The sequence below is a fragment of the Acetobacter pomorum genome (genome assembly GCF_002738225.1).
Lineage (GTDB): Bacteria > Pseudomonadota > Alphaproteobacteria > Acetobacterales > Acetobacteraceae > Acetobacter > Acetobacter pomorum.
Map to the genome: position 1 here is coordinate 1 of NZ_PEBQ01000205.1, position 464 is coordinate 464.

Genomic DNA, 464 nt, shown 5'->3' on the forward strand with positions numbered 1-464 from the left:
CTGATGATGAGGATTAAGAGGAAGATGACCAGACTGCCCCGTTCTTTTGTGTCAGGTCTTGCGGCACCGGCTTTGGCACTGCTGATGAGCACTGCAGCGCCTGTTGCGGCCTTTGCGCAGGATGCAGCAGCCCCTGCAGCCACGGCCCCGGCTCCTGATGCGGCTCCATCTTCCGCACCGGCACCTGCCGCCGCACCGGATGCGGCGCCAGCACCCGCACCGGAAGCCCCGGCTGCCAGCGCCCCGGCCGAACAGGCACCGCCCCCTGCGGCAGACACCAAGGAAGAAGCCAACCCTTACGGTCTGGGGGCCCTGTGGTCCAACGGGGATATCATTGCCCGTGGCGTGCTGCTGATCATGCTCACCATGTCCTTGGGCACATGGTATATCATGATCACCAAGTTCATTGAGCAGGCCCGTCTGTTTGCGGCCGCCAAGGAAGCGACGAAGAGCTTCTGGACCAA

General features: G+C 63.4%; 1 pseudogene. It reads left to right on the forward strand.

Going from position 1 to position 464, the window contains the following annotated elements:
• Window positions 1–24: 24 nt before the first annotated feature.
• Window positions 25–464, forward strand: a pseudogene (locus CSR02_RS15380) (MotA/TolQ/ExbB proton channel family protein); the annotation flags it as partial.